We start from the raw sequence: 16,762 nt of genomic DNA on the forward strand, positions 1-16,762 counted from the left end.
GCTGCGCCTGGCCGGCCAGCGCCGCTACCAACTGATCGCCACCGATCTCAATATGCCCGGCATGGACGGCTATGCGCTGGCGCGCGCCTTGCGGGAACACGCGGTGGCCGCGCCCATCATCGCGATCACCGCCCATGCCGGAGAAGAAGAAAGCCGGAACTGCGCCGAGGTGGGAATCAGCGGCATCCTGCTCAAGCCGGTGTCCCTGGCCATGCTGGACCAGGCGATGCGCGCGCATCTGCCCGCGGCGCGTCCGCCGGCGGAGGCTAGCGACAGCGGCGCGCGCCCGGCCTTGACCGCCGAGCGCTTGCAACTGCTGCTGGACAGCCTGGAATCATCGCTGCACAGCCTGGACGCGGCCGCCCAGGCGCGGGATGAGCGGGGGATGCAAGATCAACTGCATGCGATAAAAGGCGTATTCGCGATGCTGCGTATCGATCCGGTGGTGCAAATGTGCCAAACTCTCGAAGATTTTGCGCGGACCGGCGCCGCCGACGCCGTCGCGCAGCAATTGAGCGGCCTGCGGCAACTGGCGCACCGGCAACTGCGGGAGCAGGGCTTGTGGCGGCAGGCGTAGCGCGGCAAGACGCGGGCGCGGTAATGTAAAAACGATTCAGGATGCAGGACAGAAGTGTATGAGCAATAGCAGTGACGCTAAAGAAATGAGTGGATCGCGCAGCGACGGCGTGCCGCGCTATGTGATTCTGGATACCGAAACCACCGGTCTCGAACACGCCCAGGGCCATCGCATCATCGAATTCGCCGGCCTGGAGATGATCAACCGCAAGCTCACCGGCAAGCACCTGCATCTCTACATCCACCCGGAGCGCGAGATCGACCCGGACGCCCAGCGCGTGCACGGCATCTCGCTGGAATTCCTGGAAGGCAAGCCCAAGTTCCGCGAAGTGGCCGAACAAATGGCCGACTTCCTGCGTGGCGCGGAACTGATCATCCACAACGCGCCGTTTGACGTCGGCTTCCTCAACGCCGAATTCGACAGAGTGGGCCTGCCGCCGATCAACAAGCTGTGCGCCAATGTGATCGACACCCTGCGCGAAGCGCGCGACCAGTTCCCCGGCAAGCGCAACAGCCTGGACGCCTTGTGCGACCGCTTCGAGATCGACCGCTCCAACCGCACGCTGCACGGCGCGCTGGTGGACTGCGAGCTGCTGTCCGAAGTGTATCTGTGGATGACCCGCGGCCAGGAAAGCCTGGTGATGGACATCGACATGGACCTGCCCGGCGGCCAGGACGGCTCGATGAACTTCGAGCGCAAGCCGCTGCTGGTCAAGCGCGCCAGCGAACAAGAACAGGCCGACCACCAAAGCTATCTGAACGAACTGGACAAATCGGTCAAAGGCACTTGCTTGTGGCGCAGCCTGGAAGCGCCGGCCGGAGACGGCGCGTGAGCCGTTACCTGGCGCTGGTGCCGGCCGCCGGCCACGGCAGCCGCTTCGGCGCGCCCAGCCCCAAGCAATACCTGCAACTGAACGGCAAGCCGCTGATGTGGCACACGCTGCGGGCGCTGGCGGCGGTGGCCGCCATCGACACCGTCGCGGTGGTGATCTCGCCCAACGACGAATGGTTCGACGACTTCGACTGGGACCTGCCCAAGCTGCAAGTGCTGCGCGTGGGCGGCGCCAGCCGCGCCGAAAGCGTGCGCAACGGCCTGGACGCGCTGGACTGCGCCGCCGACGACTGGGTGCTGGTGCACGACGCCGCGCGCTGCTGCCTGTCCGCGGACGCGGTGGAACGGCTGCTGGCCGAAGTGGGCGACGACCCGGTGGGCGGCCTGCTGGCGCTGCCGGTGCCGGACACCGTCAAGCGCGCCGACGCCGAACGACGCGTGGCGGTCACCGTCTCGCGCGCCGACCTGTGGCTGGCGCAAACCCCGCAGATGTTCCGCCACGGCCCGCTGCGGCAGGCGCTGCAAGGCGCGGGCCTGGACGCCATCACCGACGAAGCCTCCGCGATAGAACGCAGCGGCGGCAAGCCGCTGCTGGTGGAAGGCGATGCCCAGAACTTCAAAGTGACCTACCCGCGCGACCTGGCCCTGGCGCGCGCGGTGCTGGCGGCAAGAAAGGATTGAGATGTTTCGAATCGGACAAGGTTACGACGTGCACCGCCTGGTGGAAGGGCGGCCGCTGATTCTCGGCGGCGTCGTCATTCCCCACGACAAAGGCCTGCTCGGCCACTCCGACGCCGACGCGCTGCTGCACGCCGTCACCGACGCGCTGCTGGGCGCGGCCGCGCTGGGCGACATCGGCCGCCACTTCCCGGACACCGCCGCCGAATTCAGGGGCGCGGACAGCCGCGCGCTGCTGCGCGAAGCCGCCAAGCGCGTGCGCGCCGCCGGCTGGCGGCCGCTGAACGTGGACAGCACCCTGATCGCGCAGCAGCCCAAGCTCGCGCCGCACATCGACGCGATGCGCGCGGTGATCGCCGCCGACCTCGGCCTGGACCTCGGCGCGGTCAACGTCAAGGGCAAGACCAATGAAACCCTGGGCTACCTGGGGCGCGGCGAAGCGATAGAAGCGCAAGCCGTCTGCCTGCTGGTGCCAGTGTAAGAACCTGTTCAACGCCGTATCGCCAACGCGTAGCAGATCGTAAACAGGTTCTAAGAATGAACGCGGTTTCGCCTGCGTCAAACCGATGCAAGCCCCGCCGCGCTACGATAGATGACAGGTGTCTGGCGGCTCGCCCCGTGCCATAATCCGCCCGGCGCAACCCATCCCAACACAGGAGGCATTACCATGTTGACCCAGGACCAGCTGAAGCTTGCCGTAGCCAAGAAAGCCATCGAATTCGTGCCGGACGACTGCATCGTCGGCGTCGGCACCGGCAGCACCGTCAACCTGTTCATCGAAGAACTGGCCGCCATCAAGGGCCGCATCCGCGGCGCGGTATCCAGCTCCGACGCCTCCACCGCCCGCCTCAAGGCCCACCACATCCCGGTCTACGACCTCAACGAAGTGGACGCGCTGCAGGTTTACATCGACGGCGCCGACGAAATCAACCACCACCTGCACATGATCAAGGGCGGCGGCGCGGCGCTGACCCGCGAGAAGATCGTCGCCAGCGTGGCGGACCAATTCATCTGCATTGCCGACGAAAGCAAATACGTCGCCATGCTGGGCGCCTTCCCGCTGCCCATCGAAGTGATCCCGATGGCGCGCAGCTACGTGGCGCGCGAACTGGTCAAGCTGGGCGGCCACCCGGAACTGCGCCAAGGCGTGACCACCGACAACGGCAATGTGATCCTGGACGTGCACGGCCTGAAAATCCAGAAGCCGGTGGAACTGGAAGAAATCATCAACCACCTGGCCGGCGTGGTCACCTGCGGCCTGTTCGCGCGCCGTCGCGCCGACGTGCTGGTGTTGGGACGGCAAAGCGGCGTGGAAGAAATCCGATAAGGCGCTAGGTCAAGCCTGGCCGCCCCCGCAAAACGGGCAGATGAATTGTCACATCGGCGTCATCTGCCCGCATTAACATAGCGTTTTTTGACTGGTTTTGGTTTGAGGCAGACATGGCAGAACATATTTCCAAGCAGTTCGATATGGAGCTGGAAACCATCCGCACCCGCGTCCTGCAAATGGGCGGATTGGTGGAGCAGCAGATCTTGTCCGCGGTGGACGCGCTGCTGGCCGGCGATATTGAAAAGCTGGACAAGGTGATCGCCGAAGACGCGCTGGTCAACGCGATGGAAGTCACCATCGACGACGACTGCCTGCACATCATCGCCCGCCGCCAGCCAGCCGCCAGCGATCTGCGCATCGTGTTCACCGTGATCAAGGTGATCACCGACCTGGAACGCATCGGCGACGAAGCCAAGAAAATCGCGCGCATGGGCAAGACCATCTACCAGTCCGAGCGCTACCAGATGCCGCGTTTCCGCGAAATCGAAAAAATGGCCGAAGTGGCGCTGGGCATGCTGCGCCGCGCGCTGGACGCCTTCGCCCGCCTCGACACCAGCGCCGCGCTGGAACTGGCCGAAGCGGACCAGGAACTGGACGAAGACTTCGCCGCGGAACTGCGCCAGCTGATCACCTTCATGATGGAAGACCCGCGCACCATCAGCATGTCCATCGACACCCTGTTCATCTCCAAGGCGATAGAGCGCATTGGCGACCACGCCACCAATATTTCCGAATACGTGGTCTACCTGGTCAAGGGCAAGGACATCCGCCACACCACCTTGGAAACCAAGAAGCGCGAAACCCTGGGTTGAACCCGGCCGCGCCGGCCATGGCGACTTGACATGACGGTTTGACTAAAATGGCGGTAACATTCGGTGTTGCCGCCATTGTTGCGTCTGGCGTCCGTGCCCGCCTTGGCGTTAGAACCTGTTTACGATCTGCTGCGCGTCGGCGATACGGCGTTGAAACCAAGCTCAAAATGCTCATGTACCACGAGTACATTCCGCTTTTTCGCTTGTTTTCGCCTTGTCTCGCCTTAGCTCGCGAGATCGTAAACAGGTTCTTACAACCCATGACGAATCCACCCCGCGCCCGGCGCGGGCCTAGATAAAGAGAGAAGGGGTGTCTTTGACACTGACCACGCCCCCCAATAACGTGCTCGCCACCATAGACATGGGCTCCAACAGCTTCCGCCTGCAAGTGTCGCGGGTGGTGGACGACCAACTATACGCGCTGGACGTGATGAAAGAGACCGTGCGCCTGGGCGCCGGCCTGACCGCGGACAAATACCTGGACCAGGAAACCCAGGACAAGGCGCTGGCCTGCCTGGCCCGCTTTGGCGAACGCCTGCGCGGCTTCACCCCGGCGCAAGTGCGCGCCGTGGGCACCAACACCCTGCGCGTGGCCAAGAACGCCGCCGACTTCATCGCCAAGGCCGAGCCGCTGCTGGGCTTCCCGATAGAAGTGATCGCCGGCCGCGAAGAAGCGCGGCTGATCTACCTGGGCGCCGCCCACTCCCTGCCGGACACCAAGGAACGGCGCATGGTGGTGGACATCGGCGGCGGCTCCACCGAATTCATCATCGGCAGCCACTACAAGGCCCTGGTCACCGAAAGCCTGCCGCTGGGCTGCGTCAGCTTCACCCTGCGCTACTTTGGCGATGGCAAGCTGAGCCAGGCAAACTTCCAGGACGCCATCCTGGCCGCGCGCAATGAAATCCAACGCATCGCCCACCAATACCAGCGCGAAGAATGGCAACTGGCGGTGGGCACCTCCGGCACCGCGCGCTCGCTGCGCGACGTGCTGGAAATCAACGACTGGAGCAGCGCCGACATCACCCTGGCCGGCATGGAAAAGCTCAAGACGCTGCTGATCCGCCAGGGCGACATCAAATCCATCGACGTCAACGGCCTCAAGGCCGACCGCGCGCCGGTGCTGGCCGGTGGCCTCGCCATCATGATCGCGGTGTTCCAGGAACTGGCCATCGACAAAATGACGGTGGCCGAAGGCGCGTTGCGCGACGGCGTGCTATACGATCTACTGGGCCGCCAACGCGAGAAGGACATGCGCGACACCACCGTCACCCAGTTCAAGCGCCGCTACCACGTGGACACCGCCCAGGCCGAGCGCGTCACCGCGCTGGCCGAACGCCTGTACCGCATGGTGGCCGGCGAAGACGTCGACCAATCCATGCTCAAGCGCCTGCTGTGGGCGGCCAAGCTGCACGAAATCGGCCTCACCATCTCCCACACCGCCTACCACAAGCACTCCTCCTACATCCTGCAGCACGCCGACATGCCCGGCTTCTCCAAGCGCGAACAAGCCACCTTGGCCGCCATCGTGCTGGGCCACCGCGGCGACATGGGCAAGATGCGCCAATACATGGAAGACGCCAGCCTGTGGCAGGCCGTGGTGGCGCTGCGCCTGGCGGTGCTGTTCCACCGCAGCCGCAACAGCATCACGCTGCCGGACCGGCTGGACCTGCGCCAGCACGCCACCGGCTTCGCGCTGACGCTGAACAAAGCCTGGCTGAAAGGCAGCCCGCTCACCGCCAGCGGCTTCAAGCAGGAAATCGGCCAATGGAAAAACGTCGGCTTCGTGCTCGACATCGAGCAAGTGTGAACCGCCGATGCGCCACGCCACGCTGAAAAAACGCATTCCCACGCTGGGCGAAGCCCCCGGCACCCTGCTGTCGGTGGGCGAGGCCAAGCTGCCGGAAGCCTCGATCTCCCTGTTTGAATACGGCCCGGAGCAACTGCAGGAAACCGTGTTCCAGACCGTGGCCGAAGGCCTGGCCCACCAGCCCGCCGGCGGCGTGCTCTGGCTCAACGTCTACGGTCTGCACCAGCCGGAAGTGATGCGGGCGATAGGCCAGCGCTTCGGCCTGCACGCGCTGGTGCTGGAAGACATCATGAACGCGCGGCAGCGGCCCAAGGTGGAAGACTACGGCGACTACCTGTTCATCGCCAGCCGCGTGTTCGACTACCACCAGCACGGCGAGGGCGGGGCCGGGCGGCTGCTGTCGGACCAAATCTACCTGGTCATCGGCCGCCGCTTCGTGCTCACCTTCCAGGAACGCCCCACCGGCGTGTTCGAAGAAGTGCGCGAACGGCTGCGCCGCGGCCGCGGCCTGCTGCGCCACAAGGACGCCGACTACCTGGGCTACTCCTTGCTGGACGCGATGATAGACGACTACTTCGGCGTGCTCACCGAGTTCAACGAAAGAGTGGAACGCATGGACAGCACGCTGCTGCGCGGCCGCGACCAAGGCGTGCTGCTGCAGATTCAGCGCCTGAAGCGCGACTGCCTGAAACTGCGCCGCGCGCTGATGCCGATGCGCGAAATGCTGATCTCGCTCAACCGCGGCGAACACGGCTTCTTCAAGCCGGAAACCCTGGTCTATCTGCGCGATGCCTACGACCACACCATGCACGTGATCGAATCGCTGGAGATGTCGCGGGAAATGGTGGGCGACATGCTGGACCTCTACCTGTCCACCCAATCCCACCGCCTCAACCTGCAAATGCGCGTGCTCACCGTCTTGACCATGATCTTCATGCCGCTGACGCTGATCGCCGGCATCTACGGCATGAACTTCGAATACATGCCGGAGCTGAAATGGCATTACGGCTACCACCTGGTGCTGGTGGCGATGCTGGGCATTGCCGGCGGCTTGAGCTGGTTATTCTGGAAGCGGCGCTGGTTGTAAACCCTGTCCCCTGTTGTGGAATCCACGCCGGCGGCGCGCTGCGCCGGCGCTTGCCTTGACCCTCTGTGCCCAATCGGTAACAATCGCCGCGTGCCGCGACATTCCGCGGCGCTTGGGTTTGACAGCCCGAAATCGCCAGACTCGTCACAGAATCTGCCATACCAAGGCAGGCGGTGGCGGGGAGGCGCGCGAGCGTCTACCGGTGTGTCTGTGCGGCCGGTCTGTCAACCCTGTCATCCGCCTGCCGTATCCGTTTGACAGCGCACGGCAGGCTTCGCACTGAGGAGTCACCGATGACGCATCCACACCGCCGGCGCTACCGCGCCTTATTCTCCCCCTCACTCCCGCTCAATCTCGTTCTCAAAAAACTACGCCGCATGCCTGGCATCGCCGCCGATCGCCTGCGCGCGCTGGAACGCCAATTGCAGATCCGCGAACACCATCTGCACCGCGCGATGCAAGACCTGCGCCAGGCCCACCACAGCCTGCGCGCGGTCCAAGCCTTGCTGCGCCAGGCCGGCGGCGAAGCCTGCCCCTGCGATGTGCTGCACATCACGCTGGAACCGGCGCAGCACTGGCTGCAACGCGGCATGACCACGCTGACCACGCGGCATTGACAGGAGACGACGATGAAAACCGCTATCCCGATACCCGGCCGCCACGCCTTGCGGCAACTGGAGCAAGCCTTGCACGCCCTCGCGGCGGACCCGCGCGCCCAAGTGCCGCTGGCGCAGGCGCAGCAAGCGCGGCAGCAACTGGAACAAGCGCTGAACGACCACCTGTCAGTGCTGCGCGAAGCCGAGCTGGCGCTGAGCTGCGTGCTGACCCTGCTGCTGCGGCACGATGAAGAAATGTTCGCCGGCAAACAGCTGCGCGTATTGCTGGAGCCGTTCCAGCAGCAGATGGAAGTGGCCTTGCATGGGCTGGAGGGCCTGCGTTAAGCCCGGTTGAGACCTTGACCCATCCACAACGGACCGCTGCCCCTGAGGCGCGGTCCGTTTTTGCATTTGCGTGGCTTCATGGGTGAACACGGGATCCGCACTGAGCGAGGCGGAGAAGATTTAATAGGCAGGAATTGGCAATAAAAATCAATGAAATCTCGATAAAAGCAACTAAATACCGGGATTTAGGGTTCTCCTGGAAAGTTAGGATAAATCCTATATCTGTAACAAATTGTAAACCATATGATGGCCTCGGAGTTTCCAGTGAGTTCAACGGCGCTTGCGCCGTGATATGCCGCCGGCGATATCGGCGGCTTTTTCTATCCGTGGGAGAGTGTGGTATGAAAACCTTGAACAGTAAAAAAGGATATCTGGTATTGGCGCTGTTGACGGCCTTTGGCGCCTCGGTGGTGAACCCGGTATTTGCGGCTAAATCCGAGCTGGCTGGTCAGATTGACTTCACCGGCAAAGTGGTGGCGGATACCTGCCGTCTCAGCTCGTCCAATGGCGACGCCACCAGCATCAAAGTAGATATGGGCACGGTATCGATAGAAGACATTGGCACGGTAACCAGCCCCAAGTTCACTGGCAGCGGCAGCAAGCAGGTGGATTTCAATATCACCTGCAGAGACAAAGCCCAAGTGACGATGACGCTGGCCGGTAAAACGCCGGAAGTGAACGCTGCCGGCAACATCCTGCGTGTTAACAACGGTTCGACCTCGGCTAACTTTGCCAAGGGCGTGGGCATCGCGCTATACGATAAAGCCGGTTCCACTACGGCCCTTAACTTGACCAGCGCGAACTTGCTGAAGGAAGACGCCAGCGGTGCGGCGGGGGAGGTCCGCCGCGTCAGCTTTGCCGCCGCCTATGTCGCCGACGGCACGCCGACAGCGGGTATCGCCAATGCCAGCCTGCCGTTTACGCTGACTTACGAGTAAAGGCCAAGCTTGGCGCCCGCTGGGCGCCAAGCATGCCCGCGTATCTGCTTTGAATTCCTCTTGATTTCCCTATGGCGTTTCCGATGAAAATCATTCTGCTTCCTCTGCTGTTGGTGCTTGCCTTGCAACCGGCCTGGGCCGGCATTGCGCTGAACGGCACCCGTTTGATCTTTGATGGCAACGATAAAGAAGCGCCCATCATCGTCAGCAATCAGGGCGAGGACATCCTGGTCCAGTCCTGGCTGGAGCCGGCGGAAGGGCAGCCGGAAGAGCTGCCGTTCGCGGTGACGCCGCCGCTGGCGCGGCTGCCGGCCAAGCAGCAACAACTGCTGCGCGTGCTCTATGCCGGCGCTGGCGCGGCCGAGGACCAGGAAACGGTGTTCTGGCTGAATGTGCAGGAAATCCCACAGGCCGCCAGCGGCGACAATGTGCTGCAGCTGGCGGTGCGTCAGCGCATCAAGGTGTTTTTCCGCCCTAAATCCTTGGGCAGCGGCGCCGCGCTGCAAGCGCCGGCGGGCCTGCGCTGGAGCGTGCGCCAGCAGGATGGCAAGCCGCAGCTGCGCGTGGACAACCCCAGCCGCTACCACGTGACGCTGGTGGATTTGGCGCTGAAAAACGGCAAGGAGTTGGCCAAGGCCTATATGGTGGCGCCCGGCGGCAGCGGGCAATGGCCGCTGCCCGCGACGGCGGCGCAACTGCGTTACGGCATCATCAACGACTTTGGCGGCCACATGGAGTACGCGGTGTCGCTGGAGCTCGGCCAGGAGGCGAGCCCTCGTCAGCTGGAACCGCAGGATCCGCAACCCTGATTGAAGCTCCTGCCGCCAGCCGGCCGCCACCGATTCATCTCCGGATAGCCTTGTCCCCGTTCTGCTTGAGTAAGCCCTGCCATGCGCCTACGTTCCGATAGCCTGTCTTGTCACGCCTTGCCGCGGTGCCGCTCCGCTCTGAAACCCGGCTGCCTGCTGATCTTGCTGGCGCTGGCGGAGTGGTCGCGAGCGGAAGAGGGGGCGGTGTCGACCGCGCCGACCCTGCTGGCTTTCAACACCAACTTCATCAACGGCGCCGGCCGGCCGGCGGACTTGAGCGCGGTGCTGAGCGGCGGCAACGCCTTGCTGCCCGGCAGTTATCGCGTGGATGTGCTGGTCAACGACAGCTTGAGCGGACGCCGCGATGTGGTGTTCGTGCAAGACCCCGCCAGCGGCAGGGTGACGCCCTGCGTGGACGCCGCCTTGCTGCAAGCCGCCGGCGTGCAATTGCAGAGCCTGACTCCGCCGCTGGCGGAGGACGATCCGGCCTGTCTGGATCTGGCCGCGTTGATGCCGCAGGCGGCGGTGGATTACGACTCCACCCGGCTGCAATTGAAGCTGAGCATTCCGCAAGCCTTTCTGAGCCGCAGCGCGCGGGGCTATATCGACCCGGCCTTGTGGGACGAGGGCGTGGCCGCCGCCTACGTCAATTACCAGTTCAACGCCAGCGAGAGCCGCAACAGCGGCGTGGGCGGCAGCACCAACCGCAGCGCCTTCCTGGGCTTGCAGAACGGCATCAATCTGGGCGCCTGGCGCTTGCGCAACGACTCCACGCTGAGCTGGGCCGATGGCCAGTCCATGGACGCGCGCAGCAACCGCAACGTGCTGCAGCGCGACATCACCGCCTGGAAAAGCCAGCTGGCGCTGGGCGAGCAATACACCGATCCCACGCTGTTCGACAGCCTGCGCTTCCGCGGCGCGCAACTGTCCAGCGACGACGGCATGCTGCCGGATAGCGAACGCGGCTACGCGCCGGTGATCCGCGGCCAGGCGCAGAGCAATGCGGTGGTGGAAGTACGCCAGAACGGCTATACCCTCTACCGCGCCAATGTGCCGCCGGGGCCGTTCGAACTGACCGATATCTTCCCCTCCGGCTCCAACGGCGACCTGGAAATCACCGTCACCGAGGCCGACGGCAGCAAGCGGGTGACGCAGCAGGCGTTTTCCAGCCTGCCGCTGATGTTGCGCAAGGGGCGCTGGCAGTACAGCGCCGCCATCGGCGAATACCAGGGCGGCCAGGATGTACGCCCCAACTTTGCCGCCGGCACCGTGGTTTACGGCATCGGCGACGACAGCACCGTGGCCGGCGGCCTGCAGTTCAGCGCCGATTTCCAGGCGCTGAACCTGGGCGTGGGCACCAATACGCCGCTGGGCGCGCTGTCGCTGGATGTCACCCAGTCCGTCAGCCGCGCCCAGGGAGAACGGCAGCAGGGCCAGAGTGTGCGCCTGCTCTACGCCAGAACCTTTACCCGCACGCTGACCAACCTGACGCTGGCCGCCTATCGTTACTCCACCGTCGGCTACCGCAGTTTCAACGACCACGCCAGCGATCTGGCCGACAACAGCCAGGCGAAGTTTGGCCGCAGCCGTTCGCGCATCGATCTGACCACTCAGCAGGACCTGGGCCGCGAGCGGCGCTTTGGCAGCCTGTACCTGAACCTGAGCCAGCAAAGCTATTGGGGCCAGAGCGGCGGCACCGGCAGCGTGGGCCTGGGCTATGGCAATAGCTGGAAGCGGCTGGGCTACAACTTCACGCTGAGCCGGAGCCGCGACAGCCGCCCCGGCGGCGTCAGCAGCACCCAGGCGATGCTGACCTTCTCGGTGCCGCTGGGCGACAAGCCGCGTTCGCCGCGGCTGTACTCCAACCTGAGCCATACCACCGGCAGCGGCGCTTCGCTACAAGCCGGCGTCAACGGCTATATGAGCGAGAACACCTCGTATTCGCTGCAGGCCGGGCATAGCAGCCGCGACGGCAGCAGCACCGCCAGCCTCAGCGTCAACCACAGCGCGGATTTTGTGCAGTTGAGCGCGGCCTACAACGCGGCGCGTCAGTATCAATCCGGCAGCGTGGGCGCGTCCGGCGCCATCGTGGTCCATGGCGGCGGCGTCAACCTGAGCCGCACGGTGGGCGACACCTTCGCGCTGATGCAGGTGGACGGCTTGTCCGGGACCGAACTACGCGCTGGAGACGGCGGCAAGCTGGGGCGCAATGGCTATCTGGTGCAGCCGTATGCGCAGCCTTATCGCGTCAATACCTTGAACCTGGACACGCGGCAATTGGGCGCGGACGCGGAGCTGGAAGACACCGTCAAGCAGGTGGTGCCGCGGCGCGGCGCGGTGGTCAAGGGCGTGTTCAAGGCTAGGCGCGGGGTGCGCGCGCAGTTCACCCTGCTGCGGCCGGATGGCGGCAGCGTGCCGTTTGGCGCCAGCGTCAGCGGCGAAGACGGCAAGCCCTTGGGTATCGTCGATCCCAATGGCAAGGTGCTGGCGCTGCTGAAGCGGGAGACTGGCCGGCTGACGGTGGCATGGCGCGGCGGCCAGTGCGTGGCCGATTACCGGCTGCCGCCGGCCAAGGCCGGCCAGTACTACCAGCGCCGCCGCCTGAACTGTAACTGAGGGGATGGGAATGGATTGGAAACGCTATGGCGGCGCGCTGCTGCTGGCCTGCGTCAGCCTGTCCGTGCAGGCCAAGATCAAAAGCTGTGATGACGAGGCGGTGATTAGTCAAGTGAGCGAAATTTCCGGCCTGCCACCGACCAGTGCTTCCAAAGCCGGCGATGTGTTGCATAAGCGGCTGTATCTGTTCTCGATCGGCTATGAGGTGGTGACTAAAATCAATGGTGACCGGATGCGCATGGGGGCGGGGTGGTCAGATGCTCCAGACCCTAATAATTTCAATACTATGAGGCTTGCCTCTGGACTGGGGGTGCGCTGGCGTCATGCCGATAGCGGTCTCGATGGCCGCTTGATTGGTTCAGGCAACAGCGACATCAATACCTGGAGCGAGTATGAGGATTACCCTGACAAGGTGGGGAAGTACACGCTGCAGGCATTATTTGTCCAGGAGTTTGTCTTGACCGACCCGACAAAATACCAAGGTGGCGGTGGTGGCTACCTGAGCACGCCTTTCAGTATTTATGCTCACGGCACCGGCAATGGCGCCAGCCAGAACGTGTCCAAAGGTTGCAATCAGTCAGTTCAGACAGGAGACGTGGCTTACCCTAAGGGGGTTTATCACTTTATCTACGACAACTGGTCCGGCGACACGCTTCCACTGCTGCCCGCGCCCAGCTGCAAGCTGGCGCTGGACTCCAAGCAGCTGCGCGTGTCCATGGACGCGATCAAGGTATTCGGGCTGGACCGCAAGGACGCGGTGTCTCAGGACAGCGTGCCGCTGCGCATCCGGCAGGAGGAATGCGCGATCAATGCCAAGCCGTCCATCAACTTCACCGATGCGGGTACGCCCGAAAACACCAGCCATACGCTGCTACCGAACAATGCCGATGCCGCCGGCAGCGCCAAGGGCCTGGGCGTGCGCTTGCGGCGGAATCAGCAGACGGATGTGTATTTCGGCCCGTCCAGCAGCAGCGACGGCAGCCGCCGCATTGCGCTGGGCACCGCCAGCAGCGGCAATCCGGTGCTGACGCTGGATCTGAACGCCCATTATGTGCGCACCACCGCCGCGCCTATCCAGCCGGGCGCGTTTGCGGCGACCGCCACTTTCGTTGTGTCTTATCCGTGATGGGGTGGTCCATGCGTTGCCGGCAGGCGCGGTTCAGGGCAGCGCTACCTTGAAGTTTGATCTTGAATGACAGGTTAGGGTTTATGAGGTTTATAGGCGTTTATTTATTACTGGCTTTGTTGGGCGTTTTTGCCTGGCAAGGCGCCAGGGCGGATATCAGTTTTGCCGGTGGGAGCCGTTATATCTTTGCTGCGGATGCAAAGCGTAGGCCGATCACCATCGTGAACGATGGCGCACAGCCGGCCTTGGTCCAAGTCTCGGTTGCCTGGGGGGAGGGCGATCTCGAGCGGGACCTGCCAATCGCGGTGAATCAACCCTTGCTGCTGATCGGCGCGGGCGAGCGCAAGAGCGTGGATGTGCTGTATGCGGGAGAAGGGCTACCAGCACAACAGGAGAGCTTTTTCTTATTGAGTGTGCTGGAAGTGCCGGCCGCGGCAGAGGGTTCTCATATTTTTTATCTTGGCTTGAGACACCATTTAAAATTGTTTTACCGGCCGGCGCTGGCCTCGTCTCCGGAGCAGGCCATGGAAGCGCTCAGTTGGCGCGTGGAAAACGGTGGGAAGAAAATACGGGTGGAAAATAGCTCGCCTTACTATCTGACCTTGCTGGATATCAAGGTGATGGATGGCAATGGCGCTGTTTGCGGGCAGTCTGTCGCGCATAAAATGCTGCCGCCGTTTTCTAGCGCGGATTGGCCTGTGGATGGCTGCGAGGGTGTGGTGGGTAAGGTGCGTTATCAGATGGTAAAGGATAGTGGCCTGGCTATTAAACAATCTTATAAATTGAATGGTTGCGTTTCAAAGGGGGGGGTATGAGAGGTTGCTATTTTTTTATGGCTCTATGTTTGCTATTCATGCTGTCTGCGCCAAGCTACGCTCTAAAGTGTACCAGTCTTGATAATAATGTTAGCGTCAGTGATATGGTTGAAACTACCGTGGCAGTGCCCAATTCTTTGCCTCAAAAAATGGTGTTGTGGCGTCAGGTGACCCAAACGCTAGAAGCAAAATGTTGGGTTGATGTGCGAGGTTTTAAGGAAGAAAATGTATATTTTTATCTAGATCCCAAAAAGGTTGATCTGGGGCCTGATATGGATGTGGGGGTGACCTATAATGGTGTCGATTATATTAAATCGGAATTGTCTGGCGGGAAGTTGGATACAGGTGTAGGTGTTTTGGCGTGCAAATGGGATGAGATTAAGAAGGAGTGTGTTCAAGATAAGACAATAGTGAAGTTCAAATACTCTGTTTTCTTGTCCAAGAAGTCGGCTAAAGGGCCTCCCAAAGAGGGGGCGCTATCAGTGGTTCAGAGTTTTATGGCTTTTCAGTTTGATGGTAAGAATGATGTGCGTCCAGGCGCGAGCTATAACTTGACAGTGAACGGTTTGAATAAGATTCGCTATATTCCTTGCGAGTCTAAAATTTCTATTGCCCCTAATTTTATAGATTTTGGCGGAGTACCAGCCTCATCGGCTCAAGTTGGCAGGGTCATTCGATCACTTCCCTTTGTGATTTCTGAACAGCGTGGGTGTAGTGCTGCTTATGGTGTGAACCTGGCTTTTCATCCTAAAAATGTAAGGGATAGCACAGATAATACGCTGATTGTACCTGGCAATAATAGGTCGCTTGGAGTTCGTATTGTTGATGCGGAAAAAAATAAAGCGCTGGTGCTGAGGAAAGAGTATGAGTTTTCGCCGGTTGGATCTGGCCTGTTTTATAGCAAACGATTCTTGGCGGAGCTGTCCTGGTTGTCCCAGACACCACAGCTAGGGCGGTTTGATACCGGCGCGATTGTGGATGTTTATTATAAATAAGCCTGTCGACAATGATTGCCCGCTTGCGGTGAGGTGGGGCGATGTGATTTTCTGTGGCTTGCTTGATGTTCAGAAAATCTTGCCCGCATGTCTTGCGCCCGGGGCGATTGCGCAATGGTCACGGGCGCAGGCATGTCCAAACCTGTATAAAGTGCAATTTGATCTCTCTGCGTGACCGATGGAAATGCCGCTACGTCCGTAAAGAGGTGTTTCAAGACTGAGTCACTGTGAAATTTGATTTTTAATAAGCTCTAAACGGTTTGTGGCGATTCTAGTGGGCGCCTGATTTAGATTGGAGTGTGAATAATGCAATATGCGCGGAGCTTTGTCACCATCCTGCTGACGCTATTGCTTTGTACGAGAGTAGAAGCCGGTTATTGTGAGCCGGAAAATAATACGGAACGAGTGGGCTTTGCATTCAACAAAACCCTGGGGTCCACGGAAGGCAATGTTGGTGGCAGTGTGTTGGCCGATGCCCATAGCTGGAATACCGGAGGCCATTACAATGTTAATTGTGATTGCCTCGCACCAGGGCAAGAGTATCGCAGCAATGTCTTTTTCAGCACCAAGACCACGCTGAACAAGGGCGTGAGCAGAACCATCAACGGCGCGGTTATCCAGTTTTATGAAATCAACCATAATTTGCAGGTGGGCACGGAGCTCTATCTCGGCGAAGGGGTGCAAGCGTTCAGGGCTACGCCTTGGGATGGGGTGGATAATCTGACCACCACCAGTAGTCGCTGTCCCGAAGTTGGCAATGCCATCGATGCCACTGTACGGGTGCCGCTGACAACCGCCCGCCGGGGACGGCTGCATTTGTTCATCAGCAGCCCTTTTACCGGCAGCGTCAGCGTGCCGGAGTTCAAGGTGCTGGATTTATACGGCAGGATGGCATCGCCGAAACCGATGTCGATGCGACCCATCATGAGCTTGTTCATGAGCGTGAACGTGGTGGTGCCGCCGCGGTGCCAGTTGGCGGCCGGCCAGCAGGCCGCCATTGATTTCGGCGCGCTGAGCCCGGCGCAGCTGGCCAGTCCGGGCGCGGGCAGACAAGGCGCGGTAAAGCGCAATTTCCAGATTCAGTGCAGCAATGTGTCGGCCAAGGTCAAAGTCAGCCTGGCACTGGAGGGGCGACCTTACGGCCAGGATGCGCGCTATCTGAAAACCTCGCATGGCGGTATTGCGATAGCGATGGAGAGCGGCGGCAAGCTGGTTCCGCCCAGCCGACCCGGTTCCACGCCGGTGTCGAATCAGTTGATCCCGATAGCGTTGGACTACCCGAGTCTGAAAGCGCGGTTCGATTTGCTGGCCTGGCCGGTGAAGATGCAGCCGCGCCCGGAGCCGGGCGCGTTCCAAGGCAATGCCACCTTGCTGTTCGATTTTGAATAGCGTTAGCG

The 16,762-nt window shown here is 61.7% G+C and carries 17 protein-coding genes; all 17 read left to right on the plus strand.

Annotated elements, in window-relative coordinates; all coding sequences use genetic code 11:
• On the plus strand, nucleotides 1-577 hold a 577-nt coding region (locus LQT98_RS04440; protein WP_231461266.1), incomplete at its 5' end, for a response regulator.
• A 58-nt stretch (nucleotides 578-635) separates the two neighbouring features.
• The gene (gene dnaQ / locus LQT98_RS04445; RefSeq protein ID WP_369799206.1) at nucleotides 636-1,409 is read left to right on the plus strand and encodes a DNA polymerase III subunit epsilon; all 774 of its coding nucleotides are present in this window, start codon (nucleotides 636-638) and stop codon (nucleotides 1,407-1,409) included.
• Nucleotides 1,406-2,089 carry a 2-C-methyl-D-erythritol 4-phosphate cytidylyltransferase gene (gene ispD / locus LQT98_RS04450; RefSeq protein WP_048409899.1) on the plus strand — a complete coding sequence of 228 codons (684 nt, stop codon included), beginning with the start codon at nucleotides 1,406-1,408 and terminating at the stop codon, nucleotides 2,087-2,089. Before dnaQ ends, ispD begins: the two co-directional genes overlap by 4 nt.
• A complete protein-coding gene (gene ispF / locus LQT98_RS04455; RefSeq protein WP_304413459.1) occupies nucleotides 2,085-2,567 on the plus strand; it encodes a 2-C-methyl-D-erythritol 2,4-cyclodiphosphate synthase in 483 nt (160 codons plus the stop codon). Before ispD ends, ispF begins: the two co-directional genes overlap by 5 nt.
• Before the next feature lie 186 nt (nucleotides 2,568-2,753).
• The gene (rpiA, locus tag LQT98_RS04460) at nucleotides 2,754-3,413 is read left to right on the plus strand and encodes a ribose-5-phosphate isomerase RpiA (protein ID WP_048409897.1); all 660 of its coding nucleotides are present in this window, start codon (nucleotides 2,754-2,756) and stop codon (nucleotides 3,411-3,413) included.
• Between the two features lie 113 nt (nucleotides 3,414-3,526).
• Nucleotides 3,527-4,228: a phosphate signaling complex protein PhoU gene (gene phoU, locus LQT98_RS04465; protein ID WP_231461267.1), complete on the plus strand. Its 702-nt coding sequence runs from the start codon at nucleotides 3,527-3,529 to the stop codon at nucleotides 4,226-4,228.
• Between the two features lie 322 nt (nucleotides 4,229-4,550).
• Nucleotides 4,551-6,038, plus strand: a complete 1,488-nt coding sequence (ppx, locus tag LQT98_RS04470; protein ID WP_456237128.1) for an exopolyphosphatase — start codon at nucleotides 4,551-4,553, stop codon at nucleotides 6,036-6,038.
• Between the two features lie 7 nt (nucleotides 6,039-6,045).
• Nucleotides 6,046-7,125 carry a magnesium/cobalt transporter CorA gene (corA, locus tag LQT98_RS04475; protein ID WP_231461269.1) on the plus strand — a complete coding sequence of 360 codons (1,080 nt, stop codon included), beginning with the start codon at nucleotides 6,046-6,048 and terminating at the stop codon, nucleotides 7,123-7,125.
• 293 nt (nucleotides 7,126-7,418) lie between these two features.
• Nucleotides 7,419-7,742 carry a hypothetical protein gene (locus LQT98_RS04480; RefSeq protein WP_231461270.1) on the plus strand — a complete coding sequence of 108 codons (324 nt, stop codon included), beginning with the start codon at nucleotides 7,419-7,421 and terminating at the stop codon, nucleotides 7,740-7,742.
• Nucleotides 7,743-7,754: 12 nt separating this feature from the next.
• Complete coding sequence (locus LQT98_RS04485) at nucleotides 7,755-8,066, plus strand: DUF1484 family protein (protein WP_231461271.1); 312 nt, start codon at nucleotides 7,755-7,757, stop codon at nucleotides 8,064-8,066.
• A gap of 341 nt (nucleotides 8,067-8,407) precedes the next feature.
• Nucleotides 8,408-9,004: a fimbrial protein gene (locus LQT98_RS04490; protein WP_231461272.1), complete on the plus strand. Its 597-nt coding sequence runs from the start codon at nucleotides 8,408-8,410 to the stop codon at nucleotides 9,002-9,004.
• An 83-nt stretch (nucleotides 9,005-9,087) separates the two neighbouring features.
• Nucleotides 9,088-9,813, plus strand: coding sequence for a fimbrial biogenesis chaperone (locus LQT98_RS04495; protein ID WP_231461273.1), 726 nt, complete (start codon nucleotides 9,088-9,090; stop codon nucleotides 9,811-9,813).
• 81 nt (nucleotides 9,814-9,894) lie between these two features.
• Nucleotides 9,895-12,429, plus strand: a complete 2,535-nt coding sequence (locus tag LQT98_RS04500) for a fimbria/pilus outer membrane usher protein (RefSeq protein WP_231461274.1) — start codon at nucleotides 9,895-9,897, stop codon at nucleotides 12,427-12,429.
• Between the two features lie 10 nt (nucleotides 12,430-12,439).
• The gene (locus LQT98_RS04505) at nucleotides 12,440-13,555 is read left to right on the plus strand and encodes a fimbrial protein (protein ID WP_231461275.1); all 1,116 of its coding nucleotides are present in this window, start codon (nucleotides 12,440-12,442) and stop codon (nucleotides 13,553-13,555) included.
• 83 nt (nucleotides 13,556-13,638) lie between these two features.
• A complete protein-coding gene (locus LQT98_RS04510; RefSeq protein ID WP_231461276.1) occupies nucleotides 13,639-14,370 on the plus strand; it encodes a fimbrial biogenesis chaperone in 732 nt (243 codons plus the stop codon).
• 104 nt (nucleotides 14,371-14,474) lie between these two features.
• Nucleotides 14,475-15,365, plus strand: coding sequence for a fimbrial protein (locus LQT98_RS04515; RefSeq protein ID WP_231461277.1), 891 nt, complete (start codon nucleotides 14,475-14,477; stop codon nucleotides 15,363-15,365).
• A gap of 306 nt (nucleotides 15,366-15,671) precedes the next feature.
• Nucleotides 15,672-16,754, plus strand: coding sequence for a fimbrial protein (locus tag LQT98_RS04520; RefSeq protein WP_231461278.1), 1,083 nt, complete (start codon nucleotides 15,672-15,674; stop codon nucleotides 16,752-16,754).
• Nucleotides 16,755-16,762: the final 8 nt, after the last annotated feature.

The sequence above is a fragment of the Chromobacterium aquaticum genome (genome assembly GCF_021129195.1).
Taxonomy (GTDB): Bacteria; Pseudomonadota; Gammaproteobacteria; order Burkholderiales; family Chromobacteriaceae; genus Chromobacterium; species Chromobacterium aquaticum.